At 60.0% G+C, this 18,050-nt stretch carries 13 protein-coding genes; 3 read left to right on the top strand and 10 right to left on the bottom strand.

Annotated features, from left to right (window positions below; genetic code table 11):
* Positions 1-120 precede the first annotated feature (120 nt).
* From Q4577_RS17950 to Q4577_RS17965, 4 genes are all read right to left on the bottom strand, one after another.
* Complete coding sequence (locus tag Q4577_RS17950; RefSeq protein ID WP_303471324.1) at positions 121-3,435, bottom strand: Rne/Rng family ribonuclease; 3,315 nt, start codon at positions 3,433-3,435, stop codon at positions 121-123.
* A gap of 540 nt (positions 3,436-3,975) precedes the next feature.
* Positions 3,976-4,677 carry a hypothetical protein gene (locus Q4577_RS17955; RefSeq protein WP_303471327.1) on the bottom strand — a complete coding sequence of 234 codons (702 nt, stop codon included), beginning with the start codon at positions 4,675-4,677 and terminating at the stop codon, positions 3,976-3,978.
* Complete coding sequence (locus Q4577_RS17960; RefSeq protein WP_303471331.1) at positions 4,678-6,555, bottom strand: DarT ssDNA thymidine ADP-ribosyltransferase family protein; 1,878 nt, start codon at positions 6,553-6,555, stop codon at positions 4,678-4,680. It abuts the gene before it with no gap.
* 182 nt (positions 6,556-6,737) lie between these two features.
* Positions 6,738-7,610 carry an NAD(P)-dependent oxidoreductase gene (locus tag Q4577_RS17965; protein WP_303471333.1) on the bottom strand — a complete coding sequence of 291 codons (873 nt, stop codon included), beginning with the start codon at positions 7,608-7,610 and terminating at the stop codon, positions 6,738-6,740.
* A gap of 105 nt (positions 7,611-7,715) precedes the next feature.
* Here Q4577_RS17965 and Q4577_RS17970 point away from each other — a divergent pair, with 105 nt between their 5' ends.
* Positions 7,716-10,199: a penicillin acylase family protein gene (locus Q4577_RS17970; RefSeq protein WP_303471335.1), complete on the top strand. Its 2,484-nt coding sequence runs from the start codon at positions 7,716-7,718 to the stop codon at positions 10,197-10,199.
* On the opposite strand, the gene Q4577_RS17975 is transcribed toward Q4577_RS17970, so the two are convergent.
* From Q4577_RS17975 to yajC, 4 genes are all read right to left on the bottom strand, one after another.
* Positions 10,196-10,951: a sulfite exporter TauE/SafE family protein gene (locus tag Q4577_RS17975; protein WP_303471337.1), complete on the bottom strand. Its 756-nt coding sequence runs from the start codon at positions 10,949-10,951 to the stop codon at positions 10,196-10,198. The genes Q4577_RS17970 and Q4577_RS17975 overlap by 4 nt on opposite strands.
* Complete coding sequence (gene secF / locus Q4577_RS17980; RefSeq protein WP_303471339.1) at positions 10,944-11,915, bottom strand: protein translocase subunit SecF; 972 nt, start codon at positions 11,913-11,915, stop codon at positions 10,944-10,946. The genes Q4577_RS17975 and secF overlap by 8 nt, the downstream gene beginning before the upstream one ends.
* 4 nt (positions 11,916-11,919) lie before the next feature.
* Positions 11,920-13,581 (bottom strand): protein translocase subunit SecD, encoded by a 1,662-nt coding sequence (gene secD / locus Q4577_RS17985; protein ID WP_303471341.1) that lies wholly within the window; start codon positions 13,579-13,581, stop codon positions 11,920-11,922.
* 70 nt (positions 13,582-13,651) lie between these two features.
* Complete coding sequence (gene yajC, locus Q4577_RS17990) at positions 13,652-13,939, bottom strand: preprotein translocase subunit YajC (protein WP_244691274.1); 288 nt, start codon at positions 13,937-13,939, stop codon at positions 13,652-13,654.
* A 198-nt stretch (positions 13,940-14,137) separates the two neighbouring features.
* On the opposite strand from yajC, the gene Q4577_RS17995 reads away from it, so the two are divergent.
* Together Q4577_RS17995 and serS are read left to right on the top strand one after the other, a co-directional pair.
* Positions 14,138-15,919, top strand: a complete 1,782-nt coding sequence (locus Q4577_RS17995) for a pentapeptide repeat-containing protein (protein WP_303471343.1) — start codon at positions 14,138-14,140, stop codon at positions 15,917-15,919.
* Between the two features lie 117 nt (positions 15,920-16,036).
* Positions 16,037-17,329: a serine--tRNA ligase gene (serS, locus tag Q4577_RS18000; RefSeq protein ID WP_244691276.1), complete on the top strand. Its 1,293-nt coding sequence runs from the start codon at positions 16,037-16,039 to the stop codon at positions 17,327-17,329.
* Between the two features lie 144 nt (positions 17,330-17,473).
* Here the strand turns inward: serS and Q4577_RS18005 are convergent, their stop codons facing one another.
* The gene (locus tag Q4577_RS18005) at positions 17,474-17,710 is read right to left on the bottom strand and encodes an EF-hand domain-containing protein (protein WP_244691277.1); all 237 of its coding nucleotides are present in this window, start codon (positions 17,708-17,710) and stop codon (positions 17,474-17,476) included.
* Positions 17,711-17,729: 19 nt separating this feature from the next.
* Positions 17,730-18,020 carry a hypothetical protein gene (locus Q4577_RS18010; protein ID WP_303471348.1) on the bottom strand — a complete coding sequence of 97 codons (291 nt, stop codon included), beginning with the start codon at positions 18,018-18,020 and terminating at the stop codon, positions 17,730-17,732.
* Between the last annotated feature and the right edge of the window lie 30 nt (positions 18,021-18,050).

The raw sequence follows: 18,050 nt of genomic DNA on the forward strand, positions 1-18,050 counted from the left end.
GCCCGCCCTATCCATCCCGTTGATGAAAACTCCGTTGAAAACAAATGGCCCCGGCGTGATCTTTTGCAGATCAGCGCCAGGGCCAATGTCAGGTTAACTGCGGTTGGGTCCGCGTCGCGATCAGCGGCCGATCGACCACCAACCGCGTTTCTTTGGCTTGTCCGGGTCTTCGACCTCTGGCTCGCCAGAAGCTGTCTCCAGGACAGGCTCGGGCGTGGCCTCAACCTCAGCAGGCGCGGCAGTTTCAACCAATGTCTCTGCCGGGGCCTCCGCGACATCCGCCACAGGCTCTGCCACCACAGTTTCCGCCGCAGCGGGTTCAACGGCGACAGGTTCCTCTGCAACTGCTTCGGCTGGTGCTGCCTCCTCTGCAACAGGCTCCTCCGCAGCTTCCTTGGCCGGTGCGGGTTCCGCCGTGACCTCTGGCTCCGCAGCAACCGCTTCCTGCACCTGAGGTTCAGGGGCGGCTTCTGCATCCGCAGACTCGGCTTCTGGTGCCTCTTCAACGGAGGTCTCAGTGGCGGCAGGCTCAGCAACCTCAGCCTCTGCCTCTGCCTCTGCCTCTGCCGTGACCTGCTCTGCCGGTGCTTCGGCTTCGGCAACCGGTTCTACCGGGCTGTCATCCGCCGGTGCTGTCACCGCAGTCGCCTCTGGTACAGCTTCTGGCGCAACTTCTGCCGCATCGCCGGACGTTTCGACCGCCGCAACCTCAGCCGGGGCTGTTTCCGCGGTGTCGGTGTCCACAGCGACCGATGTCTCTGCTGCCACCGCTTCGGCCACGACCGCAGCTGCTGCGGGCGCTTCAGCGTCAACCTTGTCGTCAACCTTGTCGTCAGATTTGGCTTTTGACGATTTCCGGCGGCTGCTCGACGTGCTGCGGGTGCGCTTCGGCTTTGGCTTTTCTTCCGTGGCCTCCGGGGTCACATCCGCTGCATCTGTTGCGGCCACGACGGGCTCTGCCTTGTCGGTGTCGGAACCTGCGGGCGCGTCGTCATCGTCATCATCGGACTCGCTGCTGCGCTCCTGATCCTGATCACCGTTTTCACCGGTCTTCGACTTGCGCCGACGCCGACGCCGACGGCGTTTCTTCGGCTTGGGTGTCTCTTCCTCGCCAGTGGTTTCGACCGCTTCGCTGACTTCGGTTTCGACCTCTGCCTCGTCCGGCACATCCTCTTCGACCGGATCGTCAACCATATCCATGATTGTGGTGTCGGCGGACACAACCGGCGCGGCGACCTCGGCCACCTTGCGTGTCGCGGTTTTCAACTTCTCGATGTTGAAATCCGGGCTGACCAACGTCGGGTCGCCTTCGACCCGCACGGCCACACCGTAGCGCGCCTCGATCTGGGCGATATGTTCGCGCTTGGCGTTCATCAGATAGTTGGCAATGGACACCGGGCAGCGCACCAGAAGCTCTTTGCAGCGGCGGCGTGTGCCCTCTTCCTCGATCTGGCGCAGCACTTGCAGGGCAAGGTTGTCGTCCGAACGGATCAAACCGGTGCCATGGCAATGCGGGCAAGGCGCGGTTGTCGCCTCGATCATGCCGGGGCGCAGACGCTGACGCGACATTTCCATCAGGCCAAAACCGGAAATCCGGCCAACCTGAATGCGCGCACGGTCGCTTTTCAGTTTGTCCTTGATGCGCTTTTCGACGGCGGTGTTGTTCTTGCGCTCGTCCATGTCGATGAAGTCGATCACGATCAGACCGGCAAGGTCACGCAGACGCAGCTGGCGCGCCACCTCTTCGGCGGCCTCCAGGTTGGTCTTGAGCGCGGTTTCCTCGATCGAGCCTTCCTTGGTGGCCCGGCCAGAGTTGACGTCGATCGCCACCAGCGCCTCGGTCACGCCGATCACGATGTAGCCACCGGATTTCAGCTGGACCGTGGGATTGAACATCGCCCCCAGATAGCTTTCGACCTGATAGCGCGCGAACAACGGCAGAGATTCTGCGTAATGTTTCACGTTCTTGGCGTGGGACGGCATGATCATCTTCATGAAGTCCTTGGCGATGCGGTAGCCGCGTTCGCCTTCGACCAGAACCTCGTCGATGTCGCGGCTGTAAAGATCGCGGATCGACCGTTTGATCAGGTCGCCCTCTTCATAGATCTTGGCCGGCGCAATGGATTTCAGCGTCAGTTCGCGGATCTGTTCCCAGAGCCGTTGCAGATATTCATAGTCGCGCTTGATTTCGGATTTGGTGCGTTTGGCACCGGCGGTCCGAATGATCAGGCCCGCGCCCTGCGGCACGTCGATCTCGGCTGCGATTTCCTTGAGCTTCTTGCGGTCGGGGGCGTTGGTGATCTTGCGGCTGATGCCACCGCCGCGTGCGGTGTTGGGCATGAGGACGCAATAACGACCGGCCAGCGACAGATATGTGGTCAGCGCAGCGCCTTTGTTGCCGCGTTCTTCCTTGACCACCTGCACAAGCAGGATCTGGCGAACTTTGACCACTTCCTGAATTTTATAGCGACGCGGGCGTGGTTTGCGCGGTGGGCGAATGTCGGCTTCGTCGTCTTCTTCGGCGACGGATTCGATATCGCTGTCTTTGGCGGCGGCGTCAGATTTATCTGTCGGCTCGTCGCTGTCATCCTCTGCGGTGTCATCCGCTTCGGTTTCGGCGCTGTCCTGCGCGGCATCTTCGTCTGCGACCGGGGCAGCCTCGGCCACAGGTGCGTCTGCGGCTTCGTCTGTGTTTGCTGCTGCGGCGGTGTCTGCAACCACCTCTGCGGCGGCTTCAACCGGCGCAGGTTCCGGGGTTTCGCCGGTTTCTGCTGCGCCTTCTTTCGGTGCCGCCTCGCCCGCGTCTGATGCGGTGGCGTCGGCCGGATCGGCATCAACGTCTTGCGCCGCAACCGTATCATCGCCCTGAGTTGCCTCAGCGACCGGAGCCTCAGAAACAGGGGTTTCTGCCACTGGCGTTTCGGCCACGGTCACCATGGGCGACAGACCTTCCAGCGTATCCTCGGGCCCATCCAGGTCGATGGTCTCCATGCCGGAAGCCTCAGCCGAGGTATCGACCTTGACCTCGCGGCTTTCGACCGCATCCTTGCTGGTGGTTTTTGCCGCTTTCGACGCCGAAGACGACCGCCGCCGCTTCTTCGAGCGGGACGCCTCTGCCTCTTCGTCGCGCGCCTTCATTGCCTCGGCATAGGCGCGCTCTTCCTCCATCAACGCCTGACGGTCGGCGACGGGGATTTGATAATAATCCGGGTGAATTTCCGAAAACGCCAGGAACCCGTGACGGTTTCCACCATAGTCGACAAAAGCCGCCTGCAGCGAGGGTTCGACCCGTGTTACCTTGGCGAGATAGATGTTGCCAGCAAGCTGGCGTTTGTTTTCGGATTCAAAGTCAAATTCCTCAACCTTGTTTCCGTCCACCACCACAACGCGGGTTTCTTCCGCGTGGGTGGCATCGATAAGCATTTTCTTGGCCATGTTACTTTCGTGCTTTCCGGCATCGACCGGTCCGCCGGGATTGACCCGGGCGGAGCAGCGGTTTGCAGGAAATATCCGATTAAGGCGGTGATTGGCGCGGTCAGAATAGCCATGGTTTCAGGGCCGTGAGCGGCGCCTGTTCCTGCCTTCTGTTGTCTCGCGCGTTGCATCGCGTTTCTTCTCCGACGGTTTGGCAAATTTGCCATCCGCCCATTTACGACCCGCCGCTTGCGCGGTTCGGGCTGGTCTTCTTGATCACCGCCACGTCATTGGCGCAGCCTGGCAATCAGATCGGTCTGCCTTGAAAGGGGTCGGACGTTCCTGCCCGCGCGACTTCAAAAACAGCGAAACTCTTTGGCCTTGTGATTTTCCAAGGGCCTTCGATCAACATAAGGCTCCAATGACAGGAAATACAATGCTCAAATTTCAATATGTCACGACGACGGCGGTCAATTCGATGGTTTGTGGCCCAGATGTCGGGCGATTTCACCAAAGGGGCCATCGGCGCGTTTTGTCGGCGGCACGCCCAAGGTCGGACCGCTAGAGATCAAAACTGGCCTGACGCGGTTGTTCGACCCGACCGCCATTTTGCATCAACGCCAGAAACCCGGCCTGATCCGACCACTCTGCCGCGGTGTGACCGCCGCGCGTCAGCGCGACAAACAACGCCGCCGCCCGCGCCTGACAATTCAGGGATTTGGCTGGATTGAACTCGATATCGGTGAAGCCGTCATAGGCGAGACAGGCCTCTGCCAGCGCCGGATTTTCCGCCAGGGTTGTGAGATACAACCAATCGTAAAACGCGGTCACCGGCGTCAGCGGCCAGTCGACACCGGCAAAATGAAAACCGTGCAATGGTCCCGCGTTCCGCAGGCGCGGATCGCGTTTGGCCTCTAGCGGTCCGGCGCGAAAGAGATCGGTATATGGGCCGCCATCCCGAAACACCTTGCTGCCCTGAAACGCGCATTCCAGTGGTGCGGCCGCGCGCCCCACATCGCGACGCATCAGGTTAAAGGCGCTCAGCGCCACACCGCTGGCATCGGGCGATTTGCTGGATATTTCCAGAAACCGCAGTGCGGCGCCGTTTGTGGCACAATGGCGGGCCCCGGCATCATGCAGATCCTGGATCGACCGTTGCTTCTGCGCCAGAGAGAACCCTGCATGCCATTGAAATTCAACCGTTTCCACCCGAACCCAACCTGCGGCGGTTGGGTCGGCCATAAAAATCGGACGTTGTGCCACCTAGCTGGCCCTCATCTTGGCAAAACTGCTGCCGCGTTTGGCAAAATAGCCCTGCCCCGCGCTATGCACCGCGCAGGGAATATCACCGATATCGCGGGGGAAATAGCCAAAATGCTTTGGATCGCGGGCGACAATCCGGGTGATGTGCCGCGGGTCGATCCGATCAAAGACCAAAACCTCGGCCTGGACATCGGTTGGCGCGTCCAGATCCAACCCCTGGGCGCTGCGCGAGGCCAACCCATCAATTTCATCAAACATGGATGTAAATGCCCGAAACTCGCGACGGCGCGCCAGCGGCATGTCCCGCACCCGATGGTCCGCCGCATTGCGGCAGCAAAAGGCACAGTCGTTTTGCCAAAGCACGGCGGGATCAAGCTCTAGTACCACAAAATCCCCGCCGCTGGTCAGCTGGCTTTTGAACAGAAAGCGGTCATTGGGATGGCTGATCGACAGCGACACCGCGCCGGTTGCCTGATCCAGTCGCATCTGATCATTGATCAGCGGTGCCAAATCGAATGCCTGAAGCGCATCGCGCGACATCAGCCCGTTTTGCAGGATCGACGGCAGGTTCTCGATCCGGGTGAAATGCACCAGCCGCGTGATGCCGCGTGCCGCGACCTCTTTTTGCAGGGCATTGGCCCGCGCGGTTTCGGCGGAAATCCGCGTGATGGCACTGTCCGGTTGCAATCCTGCGGGCAGAATTGCCGGTGCGGCAGCTGTATCCTGGCCCGGTTCGGTGGCGCGTTGATTTTGGGGCGGGGCCATCCGCGCAAGGATCGCGGCATAGCCGAATTCATGCATCACATTGTGAAAAATCCCCGGCAGGCCGGGTTCATTTGCCAATGTATCGTGCACCTCGCGCAGATCCGCGTCCAATTCGCCGAGGATGCGGTCAAATTCCTGCTGCTCTCCGGCATGGGCGTCAGGTGCCGGCACGGGGCGGGTATCCTGCCAGATATGGGCCGGATCGGTTGGGGTTTGCGCACGCGACACATCGGCCAGAATACGGTCGAAATCCGCCCGGCTGCCCTGACCGTCCGCATCCATTTGCCGCTGCATCTCCAGCGCCCAAACCGCATGTCGGTGCAGCGCAGTCACGATTTTGCGCACCTCTTCGTCATAGGCCCAGAGATCCGTCAGGATTTCCGGCCGCAGGGCTTGGGGCTTTGGCGGCTCTGATTGCGCGGTGACGAGGCGCGGCGCCTGCACTGGCGCTTCGGCGGCAGGCAGCGGTTGGCGGGTTTCACCGTTGGGCAATGGGCGGTTGGGCTGCGGGCTATTGGATTTCGCACTGTCGGGAATTGGACTGTCAGGCTTTGCACTGGCGGGCTTTGCACTGTTGGGCTTTGCACTGTTGGGCTTCGCACTGCGGCGCTTGGTCAATGCGCCAAGGGCACGCCCGGCTGTATACAGCAACCCCTTTTCGGATTTCGGTTTGCGCGCCGATTGTACCTTGGGCTGTGGGCCGGTGTCCGCCGGGTTTGCGCCCTGCTGCGCGTTGGCCTGCTTCTGTTTTTCCAATTCCTTCTGCGCCAGTTCGATCTGGCTCAGATGATTTTTCAACTTCTCGTTCTGGGCCTTTTGTTTTTTCGCACTGGCCGCAAGGAACTTTGCCTTCTCGCGTTTGTTCATCCCAACCGGGGCTCGCGGGTCGCCCGGCGCGCCGACCCGGGCCTTTTCCGTATCAGCCCCACGGTCAAGAATCGCATGTGTGGTCCAGACCACCGCCAATTGCAGGACAATCAGCCAGGGCGTGAACAGGTTGACCACGGTCAATGCGCTCCAGATCATGCAAAAGATCATCAATGCATTGCGCCCGAAACAGCGCGCGATCACCAAGGTGATAACGATAAAGCCTTGGTAATATAGAATAGCCATTTGAAGTCCGCAGTTCCGTTTAAAATATTACCCCAGCGTTAAGCATGAAATATGTTGAAACTTTGGCATGTGGCGATGGAATTCCCGCGCTATGCCGCCGGCAAGAGGTCATTCTGTTGAAAAATCGGCCGCTCACATCCTTGTGACCGGCCGATCAAAGATAATGTAGCCCGTGAGAATGGTTACCCGGCGTTGTTCAGCCGCTTGATCAAGCTGGAGGTGTCCCAACGCCCGCCGCCGGCCTTTTGCACATCTTTATAGAATTGATCGACCAGCGCCGTGACCGGCAGGCTGGCGCCAACCTCATCGGCGGTGGCAAGGCAGATCGCCAGATCCTTGCGCATCCAATCGACGGCAAAGCCATGTTCAAACGCATCGTCCAGCATGGTTTCATAACGGTTGACCATCTGCCAGGAACCAGCCGCGCCGCCGCCGATCACATCGACCACCGCGCGCCCGTCCAACCCGGCCTTTTGCGCGAAATGCAGCCCCTCGCTCAGCCCCTGCACCAATCCGGCAATACAGATCTGATTGACCATTTTCGTCAGCTGGCCTGCGCCGCTTTCGCCCAAGCGGCTGCATTGTTTGGCATAGGCGTCGATCATTGCCGCCGCACGATCATAGGCCGGTTGATCACCGCCGCACATCACCACCAATTGACCGTTTTCCGCACCGGCCTGACCGCCCGACACCGGGGCATCGACGAAATCAATGCCCTTGTCCCTGGCCACGGCATAGAGTTCCGCTGTGACCGCCGCCGACACGGTGGTGTGGTCGACAAATGTGCTGCCCGCTACCATCCCGGCAAACGCCCCATCCTCGCCCAGACAGACCGAACGCAGGTCGTCGTCATTGCCAACGCAGGACATGACAAACTCTGCGCCCTTGGCCGCCTCTGCCGGGGTCGGCGCAAATCCGCCACCAAATTCCGCCACCCATTTTTCCGCTTTTGCCGCGGTGCGGTTATAAACCGTCACCTCATGGCCTGCGCGGGCCAGATAACCCGCCATTGGGTAGCCCATGACACCCAATCCCAAAAATGCCAGCTTCGCCATGTCGCACCCTCCTGCTTTTGTCTTGCATATGTTTCGTTTAAGGGGTTCTCACCCGTTGGCCGGGATTACACAACCCGTTGGCAAAAGAGGCAAGGCAAACCACGCATGGCAAGTGTTTTCAAATGGCTGTTCCGGTTGGCGACCACCCTGGTGATTTTGGTGACACTGGCGGTGGTTGTGGTGTACTACCTCGCGTCCCGGTCTTTGCCGGACTACGACAAGACGGTGAGCGTGCGCGGCACGGCGGGCGCGGTCGAGATTGTGCGCAACAACGCCAATGTCCCGCATATCTTTGCCGACACCGACCCGGATGTGTTTTTCGGTCTTGGTTATGCCCATGCCCAGGACCGGCTGTGGCAAATGGTTGTGTTGCGCCGCACCGCCCAGGGGCGGCTGTCCGAGGTGTTTGGCCGCAGGACGCTCAACACCGATACGCTGTTGCGGCGACTGGATCTTTATCCTTTGGCGGTGAAATCGCTGGCGGCACAGGACGCGCGCACATTGACGGCGTTGCAATCCTATTCTGCCGGGGTGAATGCCCGTCTGGCGGAGGTGAATGAAAATGCGCTGGGCCGGGGCGCGCCGGAATTCTTTGTCTTCAACGCACCGATTGCGCCCTGGCAGCCCGCGGATTCGATTGCATTGGTAAAACTTCTGGCGGTGCAATTGTCCGGCCATCTGCCCGAAGAAGTTCTGCGCGCCCGCACATCGCTTTTGGTGCGTGACGAGGCCCGGTTGGCCGACATCCTGCCCGACGCCCCCGGAGCCGGTGTGGCCGCATTGCCGGAATATGCCAGCCTGGTGCCGGAAATCACCCAAAGCGCGCCGCGCTACGCCCAAAGCAACACCCCCACCCCATCGCGTGATCTGCTGTCACCATTTGCGCCACGCGGTCTGGCCGGGGCATCAAACGCCTGGGCGGCGGCGCCCAATCGCTCGGCCAGTGGGGGGACGTTGTTGGCAAATGACCCGCATCTGGGGTTCAGCGCACCGTCAATCTGGTATCTCGCCCGCATGGATCTGGCCAGCGGCGGCGTCATTGGTGGCACCATTCCCGGCGTGCCGCTGGTTCTGGCGGGCAAAAGCCCGAACATCGGCTGGGGCATCACCTCGTCCTATCTGGATGATCAGGACCTGTTCATCGAACAGCTGAACCCCGACAACCCCCAGCAATACCGGACCCCCGGCGGGTTCAAGGATTTCGAAACCCGCCGCTCCATCGTGCAGATCAAGGACGAAGCGCCGGTCACCCTGACCCTGCGCTGGACCGACAATGGCCCGGTGCTGCCGGGGTCACATTACAACCTTGGCGAAGTCACCCCGGCCGGCCATGTGGCCGCGCTCAGTTGGACCGCGCTGGCCGACCGGGACACTACCCTGTCTGCGGGTGTGGCGCTGATGTATGCCCAGACCCTGGAAGACGCGCGCGCCGCGGGCGAGGCCTATGTCGCCCCAAGCCAGATGCTGACCCTGGCCGACAGCGACGGCATTGCGATGCAATTGATTGGCCATATGCCGCGCCGGTCGGAACGCCATGAAAGCAAGGGGCGGATGCCCACCCGTGGCTGGATCGTCGACAACCGTTGGCAGGGGGTTCTGCCCTACGAAGACAACCCATCGTTCCTGCGGCCAGAGGGGGGCATCGTCGGCAACACCAACAACAAGATGATCGACCGCCCCTTCCCCGAACATGTGTCCTATAGCTGGGGCGACAGCCAGCGTATCCAACGCTGGCAACGGCTGATGCAGGGCCGCGAGGTACATACCCGCGACAGTTTCACCGAGGCGCAGCTGGACACCGTCAGCATCACCGCCCGGTCGCTGTTGCCCTTGATCGGGGCGGACCTTTGGTTCACCGGCGAGGCCGCGCCAGAGGGCACCATCGCCCGCCAACGCGAAACCGCTTTGGCCCTGCTGGCCAATTGGACCGGCGAGATGAACGAACATCTGCCAGAGCCGCTGATCTATGCCGCTTGGCTGCGCGCCTTGCAGGATCGGTTGATCCGCGACGACATTGGCCCGCTGGCCGACGAATTCGACCATGTCGAGCCGCTGTTCATCGAACGGGTGTACCGCGATGTCGACGGCGCCAGCGCCTGGTGCGACATTCTGCAATCCTCGCCCACGGAAACCTGTGTCGATATTGCCCGGCTTGCGCTCGAAGATGCGATCGTCTGGCTGGAAGAGAATTTTGGCCGCGATCTTTCGGCGCTGCGCTGGGGCGACGCGCATCAGGCGACACATGACCACCCGGTCCTGGGCGAAGTGCCGGTGCTGCGCTATTTCGTCAACATCCGCCAATCCACATCCGGCGGCGATCACACTTTGCTGCGCGGGCGGACCTCGGGGCGCGGGCCGAACCCCTATCAGAACGTGCATGGCGCCGGCTATCGCGGGGTTTATGACTTTGCCGACCCGGATTCATCGGTCTTTGTGACATCGACCGGCCAATCGGGACATTTCCTGTCGCGCCATTATGACGATCTGGGAAGCCTCTGGCGGCGCGGGGAATACATCCCGATGTCCCTGGACGAAGAGCTGGCCCGGGCGGCAGCAACCGGCATTACCCGGCTGGTGCCAAGGCCCTAGGCATCAAACAGCGGCACACCGCTGATCACAGCCAGGGCAATCGCGCCATAAGCCAGCCAGCGATAGGCGTTTTCGTGTTTGGGATCGAAGATATGTTGGCCAATCAACGTGGTGACCAGATAAGGCACGCCGAGGATCATCACGACACCGATCATCACCGGATTGGACAGCCCCTTTAGCAGCAGGTTGACCACAATCAACGCATCCAACAGCGCGAGGTAAAGGATCGTGTTGGCCCGCACCACCGATGCGCTCTTGACTCCGGCGAGATAGAACAAGATCACCACCGGCCCGGACAAGCCGGTCATGCCGCCCAACAAACCAGCCGCCAGCCCGATCCCCCCCAATCCGACACGCCCCACCGCACCACGGTAGCGCCAGCCGGTGATCAAGGCGGCCAGAGTGACAGCGGCCACCACGGTCACCCCCCAGCGGATGCTTTCGCCCGGCAGGATCTGCATCAGGTAAATGCCGATGGGCACGGTCACAACACCGCAAACCGCCATCAACCCGACCTCGGCCTTGTCGGCCTTGGCCCAGGCACGCGGCAACAGGGCGGCGGTCGAAATGATCCCGGTCAGGGTGATGATCAGGACCACATCCGCCGCCGGCAGGAACTGCCCGGCGACCGGGACAAAAATCAACGCTGTGCCAAAACCGGTAAAGCCGCGGACAATGCCCGCGGCAGTGATTGTAAAGACCATCCACCACAGCCCCGGCACCGCCAGCGCTGCGACAAGAAAGTCAGGCATCAATGTTGCCGAACTGATTGCCGGTGGTGTCGTTGTTGGTCTTGCTCCAATCGCGCTTGACCCCCAACAGAAGCAACACGGTCGAGGCCACAAAGATCGAGGAATAGGTGCCGACGACGACACCCCAGATCATGGCAAAGACAAAGCCCCGGATCACATCGCCGCCCAGCACAAACAGGGCAATCAACGCCAAAAGCGTGGTGACCGAGGTCATGAATGTCCGGCTGAGCGTTTCGTTGATCGACAGGTTCAGCACTTCGCGCAGCGGCTTCTTCTTGAATTTCATCAGGTTCTCGCGCACGCGGTCGAACACCACCACCGTATCGTTCAATGAATAGCCCACGATGGTCAGCAGCGCCGCAATGATCGCGAGGTCAAATCTGATCTGAAGCTCGGAAAACACCCCGATGGTCAGGATCACGTCATGGACCAGGGCAACAACCGCGCCCAAGGCAAATTGCCATTCGAACCGCAACCAGATGTAGATCAGCACCGCCCCGATCGCCAGCACCACGGCAATCGCCGCCGTCTGGATCAGCTCGCCCGAAACCTTGGGACCAACCGATTCCACCGACACGAACTTGATATCCGGGGCGACGGTTTTCAGCGCCGCCTCGACCTCGGCGATCAATTCGGCGGTGACGCTTTCCTGACCGTCCTGGGCCTGAATACGCACCATGGCGACATTCTGATCGGCGTCGAAAGACGGATCAAAAACCTCAGAGATCACGACATCGCCAAGGCCCAGTGCCGCCAGCGCGTCCCGATACGTCCCGACATCCACCGCTTCGGTGCTTTCGGTGCGGATCGTGGTGCCGCCGCGAAAGTCGATGCCATAGTTCAGCCCACGCAGCATGAATGACCCAAAGGCCATGACAATCAGGATCACGGAAATCCCCAGCCACAGCTTGGGGCGGGAAAAGAAATCCCAATTGGTATTCTCGGGAACAAGTCTCAGACGCATGTGCCTATACCTCGATTGTCTTGGGACGGCGGCGTTCAAACCACATCACGATGATCAACCGCGTCACAAAGATCGCGGTGAACACCGACGTCAGAATGCCCAGACCCAGCGTGATGGCAAAGCCCCGCACCGGCCCCGATCCCATGACAAACAGGATCACAGCAGTGATGAAAGTGGTGATATTGGCGTCGATAATGGCAGAAAGCGCCTTTTCATACCCCAACTCGATCGCCCGGGCAGGCCCGCGCGCGGTCTTCAACTCTTCGCGAATACGTTCAAAGATCAGCACATTGGCGTCCACCGCCATACCCACCGTCAACACGATACCGGCAATACCGGGAAGTGTCAGCGTCGCGCCAATCAGGCTGAGAAGGCCAAAGATCAGCCCAATGTTGATGATCAATGCGATATTGGCAAAGATCCCGAACAGACCATAGCTGAGCGCCATGAACACCAGCACCGCCGTAAAGGCCACGATGGTCGCGATCTTGCCGGCCTCGATGCTGTCGGCCCCAAGTTCCGGGCCGATGGTACGCTCTTCCAGGAAATCCAGCCCCGCAGGCAAGGCACCGGCGCGCAGCAACACCGCCAGATTGGTCGATTCCTCGACCGAGAAATTGCCGGTGATGATGCCCGAACCGCCGGGAATGTGGCTCTGGATGACCGGGGCGCTGATCACCTCGGCGTCGAGCACGATGGCAAAGGGGTTGCCGATGTTTTCCGCAGTATAGTCGCCGAATCTGCGCGCGCCCGAAGGGTTGAACCGGAAGTTCACCGCAGGACGGCCGTTCTGGTCAAACGCGGGCTGGGCATCGGTGAGTTCCTCACCGGTCACAACCGGATTTTCCTCCAGGATGTAGAACACGCCGCTTTCATCGAGCGATGGCAGGATCTCGTTGCCGATCCCCGGCTCTGCGGTGGCATCGCTGGTGCGGCTGACCACCGGCTGAAACGTCAGCTGGGCGGTGGTGCCAATGATGTCTTTCAATTCCTGGGCAGAGCCGAGGCCCGGCACCTGAATCAGGATACGGTCACTGCCCTGACGCTGGATTGTCGGCTCACGTGTGCCGACCTCGTCAATCCGGCGACGGATGATTTCCAAACTCTGCTGCACGGTCCGTTCGTCGGTGGCAAGACGTTCGGCATCCGACAGGGTCATGATCAGCACATCGCCTTCGCCACGTGCCACCAGATCCATCTCGCCCGCGGCGGTGATCGACACCACCGGCTGGGCCAGCGCACGCACGGCGGTCAACGCCGCGGCCATGCCATCGGGATTGGAAATCTTGACATGCAATTCATCACCAACCGAGGGCTGGCGGCGGATTGTGCCGATCTCATCGCGCAAGGGGCGCAGGGTATCGCGCACCTCGGGCCAGAGCGACGTAATCCGGCTTTCATAGACATCGGCGACCCGAACCTCGGCCAGCAGATGCGCCCCGCCCCGCAAATCAAGCCCCAGATTGACCAAGGCCGATGGCAGGAACGAGGGCCACCCCGCCGCCGCATCGGCCAGTTCCGGGGTTTCCCCCTGAACCTCGATCGCGGCGACGGCGTCATTGGCGGTTTCTACGCGGGAATAAAACCCGTTCGGCATGGCCAGCAACAGCCCCACCGCACAGAGTGTCCAGATGAACACCCGTTTCCAGAGATCAATCTGCAGCATGCGCCGCTCCTCGGACTGGGACTTGACAGGAACTCAACAGAAGCGGGGCCGTGGCCCTCAATCCCCTTGATCAGGAATTTGCCGGCTCGGTCTTGTTCAGAACCTGCGCGATGGTGGATTGCACCACACGCACCTTGACGCCTTCGGACAGCTCGACTTCGATCTCGTTGTCTTCCTTGACTTTCACGACCTTGCCGATCAATCCGCCCTGAGTCACAACCTGGTCGCCACGACGCAGCGCCTTGACCATATTGGTATGCGCTTTCATCTTCTTTTGCTGCGGACGGATCAGCAGGAAATACATGATCGCGAAGATCAGGATCAGGGGTACGAATTGCGCGATTGCACTGCCATCCATTGAAGGCTTCCTTTCAAGGTTGCTTTGCGAAGGGAACCCCCCGCCGAATTTTGCCGGAACCTATGCGCGGCACCGCCGGTTTGCAAGGCGCGCCGGGGGCTATTCCACGCGGCACCGGATATATTCCCTATGGGAAAGTGGGGCGGGCTTGCCTAGGGTGATGCGGCAGAGCGTCAGTATTTTGAAAGAGGCGTTATTTTGGAAAGCTATTTGTTCTTCGTGACCCACCCGCTTTTGTGGGGTTTTCTGGGCCTGACACTGGTCTTTTACCTCATTCAATCTCTCGTCGCGCGCCAACCCGACGAGGACAGGAAAAAACGCCCCTACCTGGACACCATCAAGAACCCCGCCCTGCGCGCTTTGGCGCTCTTTGCGCTGGTTCTGTCGCCGGTTTGGGTGTTGCTGTTGCTTGCCGTGCTCTGGTCACTTCTCGGCATTGTGCTCACACTGCCCGCCTTCGAAGCCTCCAAGGACACCGAATTGCGCTGGCATGTTCTCGCCATGGTCGGCCTGATCACCGCATTCGGCGGCATTATCGGCGCGCCTTTGGCGCTGATCCGGGTGTTCACCACCGAACGCCAGACCAAGACCAGCGAAGAGGGGCTGATTACCGACCGCATCAACAAAGCGGTCGAAGGCTTGGGATCAGAGAAGGGTTCGAATCGAATTGGACGGCCGGTAACGATCTATACCGGCGAGAAAAGTGGTGTGACCGTCATCGGCAAGAAACGGGCCGATATTGAAGTCCCCGAGTTCAGCTTGGTTGGAAAAGAATACTGGGACGAATGGTGGAATGAACATACCGCCGAAACATCGAGAGAACGCCATGTCCCGGTCTCGACATGGTCAGAGGCGCGCACCGAAATCGAATGGCAAGGCCACGCTCTCACGATTGCGGAGGGGGAGGCCATCGGGGAAGAAGGAAAATGGCAGGTCTTTACCGAAACCCTGCCCAACCTCGAAGTCCGCATTGGCGCGATCTATGCGTTGGAACGCATCGCCAAGGACAGCGGCAGCGACCATGTTCAGATCATGGAAATCCTCTGCGCCTATATCCGTCAGAACGCCCCAGCGTCAGAGGCCAAGCCATGGCCGGAACTGAAGATGAAGGAAGGCGAAATTGACGGCCTATTGGAGGGCGATTGGAAGGCGCGCCTCATGGCTTACAGGGCAGCGCAGGAGACTGCCAAGAAAAATCTCACGATGCGTGAGGACATTCAAGTCGCTTTGACAGTCATCGGGAGGCGCAGCACACGACAACGCGAATTGGAGGCCAAAGCCAACAACAACGACACCGGTTTTGTTTTTGACAATTTTTTACCGGATATTGGTTTCATAAACATGGACTTCGACAGCGAGACCCAGCGCACCCAAGCGCGCATGGTTCAGAGCTGGACCCGCAAACTACTCGACTATCGTGGCTTTCTACTGGATCTTGGAAACTGCAACTTGCGTGGCGCGTACTTAGTCGAAGGGAATTTTGCTGGCGCTTCGTTTATTAACTCGGAACTCCAAGCCGCAAATTTCGATGGTGCAAATCTGAGGGGAGCCAACCTTTTTGCTGTAAACTCTGAAGAAGCTCTGTTCCGACGAGCGCACCTACAAGGCGCTAATCTTTCCGCCGCAAATCTTAATAGGGCCGACTTTCAAGAAGCATTTTTACAGGGCGCGGACATGAGTGACGCTCGAATGAGTGATGCTTTTTTAGTACTTGCCAACATCCAGTCGGCGAACCTGTCAGGTGCCTTCTTGCAATCAGCGATCTTGAGAAGTGTAGCCGCCTGGGGCGCTCAACTTGCGACTTGCCGTTTACAACATGCACAATTGCAGGGAGCGCGCCTTCAAGGAGCAAATTTAGGTTCGGCACGAGTGCAAAGCGCCAACTTTTCTCATGCCGATTTGCACGACGCTAGTCTACAGCATTTGAAGACATCCGCAGACACGCTTTTTCCAGAGGGTTTAAAACATCCAATTCACTGATCATTGAAGACAATGAACTGGACGCTCGTTTTCGAGACTAAACCCCACCCTACCCAACACCCGCGACATGTTGCATAACGCCCGCGCGACTCAGATCCAAAACCAGAGGACATGGATATGCATGACATCCGCGCCATCCGCGAAAACCCGGCCGCTTTTGATGCGGCGCTTTCTCGTCGTGGGATCGAAAATGCATCTTCGTCCCTGTTGGAACTCGACGAGGCCCGCCGCGCCGCAATTCATGCCGCGGAAACCGCCCAATCCGATCAAAAGGCCGCCGCCAAAGAGGTCGGTGCCGCCAAGGCCAAAGGCGACGAGGCGGAATTCGAACGCCTGCGCGCATTGGTTGGCGAGAAGAAGGCCGAAGTGGCCGACATGCAGACCCGCGCCAAGGAGCTGGATCAACAGCTGACTGATGCGCTGATGTCGATCCCCAACCTGCCCTATGACGACACCCCCGAAGGCGCGGACGAAGCCGACAATGTCGAAATCCGCCGCTGGGGCACGCCGAAATCTTTCGATTTCAAACCGAAAGAGCACTATGAACTGGCCGGTGTGGTGGACGGGATGGACTTTGAAACCGCTGCCAAACTCTCGGGCAGCCGTTTTGTCGTGCTGTCGGGCGCTGTGGCGCGCATCCACCGCGCGCTGGCGCAATTCATGCTCGACACCCACACCGAAGAAAACGGCCTGACCGAGACCTGGACCCCGGTTCTGGTCAAGGAAGAGATGATGCTGGGCACCGGGCAATTGCCCAAATTCGGCGAGGACAGCTATCAGACCACCAATGGTTGGTGGTTGATCCCCACGGCCGAGGTGACGCTGACCAATATCGTGAACGGGCTGACGGTGGCCGAAAGCTATCTGCCCCGCCGCTATGTCGCGCATTCGCAATGTTTCCGGTCCGAAGCGGGCAGCGCCGGTCGCGATACCGCCGGCATGTTGCGCCAGCACCAGTTTGAAAAGGTCGAGATGGTCTCAGTCACCCACCCGGACAAAAGCCGGGAAGAGCTGGACCGGATGACCGACTGCGCCCAGGGCATTCTGGAGCGGCTTGGCCTGCCCTATCGCACCGTGGTGCTTTGCACCGGCGACATGGGGTTCGGCGCACGCCGCACCCATGATATCGAGGTTTGGTTGCCCGGTCAGGACAGCTATCGCGAGATTTCTTCGGTTTCGGTCTGCGGTGATTTTCAGGCGCGCCGGATGAATGCCCGCATGAAACCCAGCGATGGCGGCAAGCCGGAATTCCTGCATACGCTGAACGGTTCGGGGCTTGCGATTGGTCGGGCGTTGATTGCGGTGTTGGAAAATGGCCAACAAGCAGACGGGTCCGTGACCCTGCCAGAGGTGCTGCACCCCTATCTGCGCGGCAAAACGCATTTGACGGCGCAGGGTGTCCTGGCCTGACACCACCGTCGGGCGGTAAAAATTTGGGGCGACGCCATGGTGAGGCATGGCGTCGCCCCTTCGGTTTCAATGGCAGTGCGTCACGTTACGCCGCAAGCTGCGCAGCCGCGACAGACACGGATCGCCAGAAAACCGATTGGCATTTTATTCCGCCAACAAGCCGGCCGCCTGGGCCGCTGTCAGCTCATCTGCGCTGACTTCGCCGTTCTGATCCACGTCGATTTCGGCGAAACCTTCGACGGTCAGGTCGGGATAGGCCGCGACCAGTTCTTCCATCGAATATCCGCCGCTTTGGTCGGTATCTTCCACCATGGTCTGAGCCAGAGCCGAGCTTGCTGCGAAACCGATAAGGGCTGCGAAGGTGATGGCTTTGGATGTCATGGAGTGTCTCCTTTTCGTGTTACAGATTGACGGTTTTCATCGCCGTCGAAAGGAACATGTCCGTTTGAGGAGAGACCCGCAACCCCATGAAATCGTGCAATAAAGGCAGGCGGCACAACTGGCGGCGTTGCGCCGACCCCCGGCAGGAACCAGCCGAAATCCTGTGCCGGATTTCGCCGATGCGCTGCAGGGAGAGGTGGCAAAGGCAGGTCTTTGCCAAGGGTTTCGGCGCCGAATTGCGCAGCCAAGCGCCGATCTGTGGCGGGCGTGGAAATGCGCGGATACCGGCTCGTGAAAACTGGCGGATCATTTTGCGGAATCGATGAAGACTCAAAAGGGT

The organism is Marinovum sp. 2_MG-2023 (genome assembly GCF_030548265.1).
Classification (GTDB): domain Bacteria; phylum Pseudomonadota; class Alphaproteobacteria; order Rhodobacterales; family Rhodobacteraceae; genus Marinovum.